The organism is Neisseria sp. P0022.S010 (assembly GCF_051956635.1).
The window spans coordinates 1-3,175 of record NZ_JBQCXF010000348.1; the positions used below are offsets into that span (position 1 = coordinate 1).

The following is a 3,175-nucleotide window of genomic DNA, read 5'->3' on the forward strand; positions in this document are numbered from 1 at the left end:
TCAGACGGCCTTGGGTCTCAACCTGCAACAGGCAGGCCTGCCATTGATGCAGGTTTGGCAAGAGCATCTAGCCCTCGACGGCGTTACCCTCTTTACCAACCCACTCTCGCCCAATACGCCGCTTGACGCGCTTACCGACGGCAGCCACACCCGCCAACGCATGGCCATGGACGTTTTTGCCACCAACGCCATCCGCGCCATCCGTATGCAAAGCCCGCGCGTCGGCGTTGTCGCCGCAGCGAAAGCGGATGGTAAACTCCAGTTCAGCTTCAACGCGACAGACAGCGCGTTTGAAATCGTTCCGCAGACCTTCACATGGGAGCTGGCCTCAACCGACAATATCGCCATCGTTCAGCAAAACTTCCTCGACCTGATGGCCGAATGCCGAATCGAGCACCTCTACCTGCTGCACAACCCACTGGGCGAAAACGAGAACATCCCTACTTATGCCCAAGCGTTGAAACTGGAAGGCCACAATCCTTTCTTCAGCCATGTAAACTAAGTTGAAAATGCAACACGCCAAGGCCGTCTGAAAACGGTTTAGCGTGTTGCATTGATTTTCAAACCTTACCGCTCATTTTCACGCATATGAAAACCCACAAAATCCTTTTCGTCTGCCTCGGCAACATCTGCCGCTCCCCCATGGCCGAATACGTCCTGCGCCACCGCGCCCGCGAAGCAGGCATGGGCAATGCCGTCATTACAGCCAGCACAGGCACATCAGGTTGGCATGACGGAGAAGACATGCACGAAGGCACACGCCGCGCACTCAAGCAACACGGCATCGACCCGTCAGGCTTTACCAGCAGCAAAATCAAACCCAGCGATGCCGAGCATTTCGACTACATCATCGTGATGGACGACAACAACCTCAGAGAAACCGAAAAACAGCTCGGTTTCCACCCCGGCAAAATCTTCAAACTGACCGACCTTATCCCCGATTCAGGTTACAACCACATTCCCGATCCGTGGTACACAGGCGACTTTGACGAAACCTACCGTCTGGTCGATGCCGGCAGTTTGGCCTTATTGGAAAAATTGAAACAGGCTTAAACCGGCTTTAACAAAAAAGGCCGTCTGAACAGCTATCCGCAAAAGCCATGCTTTCGTGATTACCTGTTCAGACGGCCTTTATCTATGACCGCAATCAACCTACGCGATAAAACGCCAGACTGCCCAATAAATTCGGCAGATGTTTAATCTGTTTATTGCCCGTCATGACCGCACGCTCAAGCACGCGGATTTTGTTTTTGGCGCACAATAAATCGAAGTCTTTGAGGGTACACCAATGGATATTAGGCGTGTCATACCAGTGATACGGCATCCGCTCGGAAACCGGCATATGGCCGCCGATGGCGATTTGAAAGCGGTTGCGCCAGTAGCCGAAATTAGGGAAGCTGACGATGGCCTGCTTGGCCACGCGCATCAGGCAACGCAGGATTTTTTCCGTGTTCTGCATCGCCTGAATGGTTTGGCTCAAGACAATCACATCAAAGCTTTGATCGCCAAACGCCGCCAAGCCCTCTTCCAAGTCGGCCTGAATGACGTTCACACCGCGAGTCATAGCTGCAATCACGCTGTCGGTATCGATTTCAACGCCGTAGCCGGTGCAATTTTTATGTTCCACCAACGCGGCCAACAGTTCGCCGTCGCCGCAGCCTAAATCGAGTACGCGGCTGCCTTCGGGTATCCAATCGTAAATGAGTTGCAAATCGTCACGCAGATTCATTTTTGGCAGTCCTTGTAAACGTTGTTCATATAAGCGGCAACCGCGCGGATATAGGCTTCATCTTCCATCAAGAAGGCATCGTGGCCGTGATTGGATTTGACTTCAATGTATTGCACGGATTTTTGCGCGGCGATTAATGCCTTGACCAATTCATGCGAACGTTGCGGCGAGAAGCGCCAGTCGGTGCTGAAACTGGCAACAAAAAACTTGGCCTGCACATTCTCCACGGCGCGCGTGAGGTTGTGGCCGTAATCGGCGGCCGGGTCGAAGTAGTCGAGTGCCTTGGTCATCAGCAGATAAGTATTGGCATCGAAACGGCCGACAAACTTGTCGCCTTGATAGCGAAGATAAGATTCCACTTCAAATTCAACACCGTAACCATACTGATAACCTTCTGATTTTAAATCGCGGCCGAATTTTTGACCCAAGCCGTCTTCGGCAAGATAGGTGATGTGCCCCATCATGCGCGCAATACGCAAACCGCGTGAAGGAACGGTATGATGGCTGCGGTAATTGCCTTCATGGAAATCAGGATCGGTCAAAATAGCCTGACGGGCAACATCGTTAAACGCGATGTTTTGAGTGGAAAGTTTAGGTGCAGAAGCGATGACGAGCGCGTGTGCAACGCGTTCAGGCAAAGAAATCGTCCATTGCAATGCCTGCATACCGCCCAAGCTGCCGCCGACAATGGCCGCCCACTTTTGAATGCCGAGATAATCGGCAAGCATGGATTGGGACTTCACCCAGTCTTTGACGGTTACGACCGGAAAATCCGCGCCGTATTCGTGGCCGGTTTCAGGATTTTCAGACAAAGGGCCGGTGCTGCCGTCGCAACCGCCCAAGTTGTTCAAACCGACAACGAAAAAGCGTTCGGTATCGATGGGTTTGCCGGGGCCGACCATATTGTCCCACCAGCCGGCGTATTTATCCTCCGCACTGTGCTTGCCGGCAACGTGATGATTGCCTGACAGGGCGTGGCAGATAAGGACGGCATTGCTTTTGTCGGCATTGAGTGTGCCGTAGGTTTCAATCATCAGATCGAAACGAGGTAAGGTTTTGCCGTTTTCCAGAGCAAGCGGTGTGTCAAACGGGATTTTCTGGGGCGTTACAATGCCCACTGAGGCATTTGTTGTCATTTGTAATTTCCAAGTGAAGCGGCAAAAGGGGTATTATAACGTTTCGTTTTTGTTTTGTGCATGAGGCTTCAGACGGCCTGCCCTGATTAAAGGCAATATTTTTGGGAGAATGTGGAATGATTGGCAGGCTTTTGCGATTTTTTTTCTTTTGCGCCATAGCGGCATTGATTGTGAACCGTTTGTTCAGCCGCAAACAAAAGCGCACCATTCGGGAAATCGCCAAAATCAGTGCGTGGGTATTGCTGGGTGCGGCGGCCGCTACGCTGTTTTGGTATCTGATGATGCTGTTTTTCAAGCATATTCCCAATTC

4 protein-coding genes and 1 pseudogene are annotated in these 3,175 nt (G+C 51.9%); 3 read left to right on the forward strand and 2 right to left on the reverse strand.

All coding sequences use genetic code 11. From position 1 onward, the window contains the following. Nucleotides 1-502 (forward strand): annotated as a pseudogene (locus tag ACTHUT_RS16520) (conjugal transfer protein); the annotation flags it as partial. A gap of 86 nt (nt 503-588) precedes the next feature. Then, complete coding sequence (locus ACTHUT_RS16525; protein WP_250600765.1) at nt 589-1,053, forward strand: low molecular weight protein-tyrosine-phosphatase; 465 nt, start codon at nt 589-591, stop codon at nt 1,051-1,053. Between the two features lie 94 nt (nt 1,054-1,147). On the opposite strand, the gene metW is transcribed toward ACTHUT_RS16525, so the two are convergent. Beyond that, a complete protein-coding gene (metW, locus tag ACTHUT_RS16530) occupies nt 1,148-1,729 on the reverse strand; it encodes a methionine biosynthesis protein MetW (RefSeq protein WP_250600767.1) in 582 nt (193 codons plus the stop codon). Next, nucleotides 1,726-2,865: a homoserine O-succinyltransferase MetX gene (metX, locus tag ACTHUT_RS16535; protein WP_250600769.1), complete on the reverse strand. Its 1,140-nt coding sequence runs from the start codon at nt 2,863-2,865 to the stop codon at nt 1,726-1,728. Before metX ends, metW begins: the two co-directional genes overlap by 4 nt. A gap of 116 nt (nt 2,866-2,981) precedes the next feature. Here metX and ACTHUT_RS16540 point away from each other — a divergent pair. Beyond that, nucleotides 2,982-3,175, forward strand: a 194-nt coding sequence (locus ACTHUT_RS16540; protein WP_300482774.1) for a protein MIGRI, incomplete at its 3' end; no start/stop codon positions are given.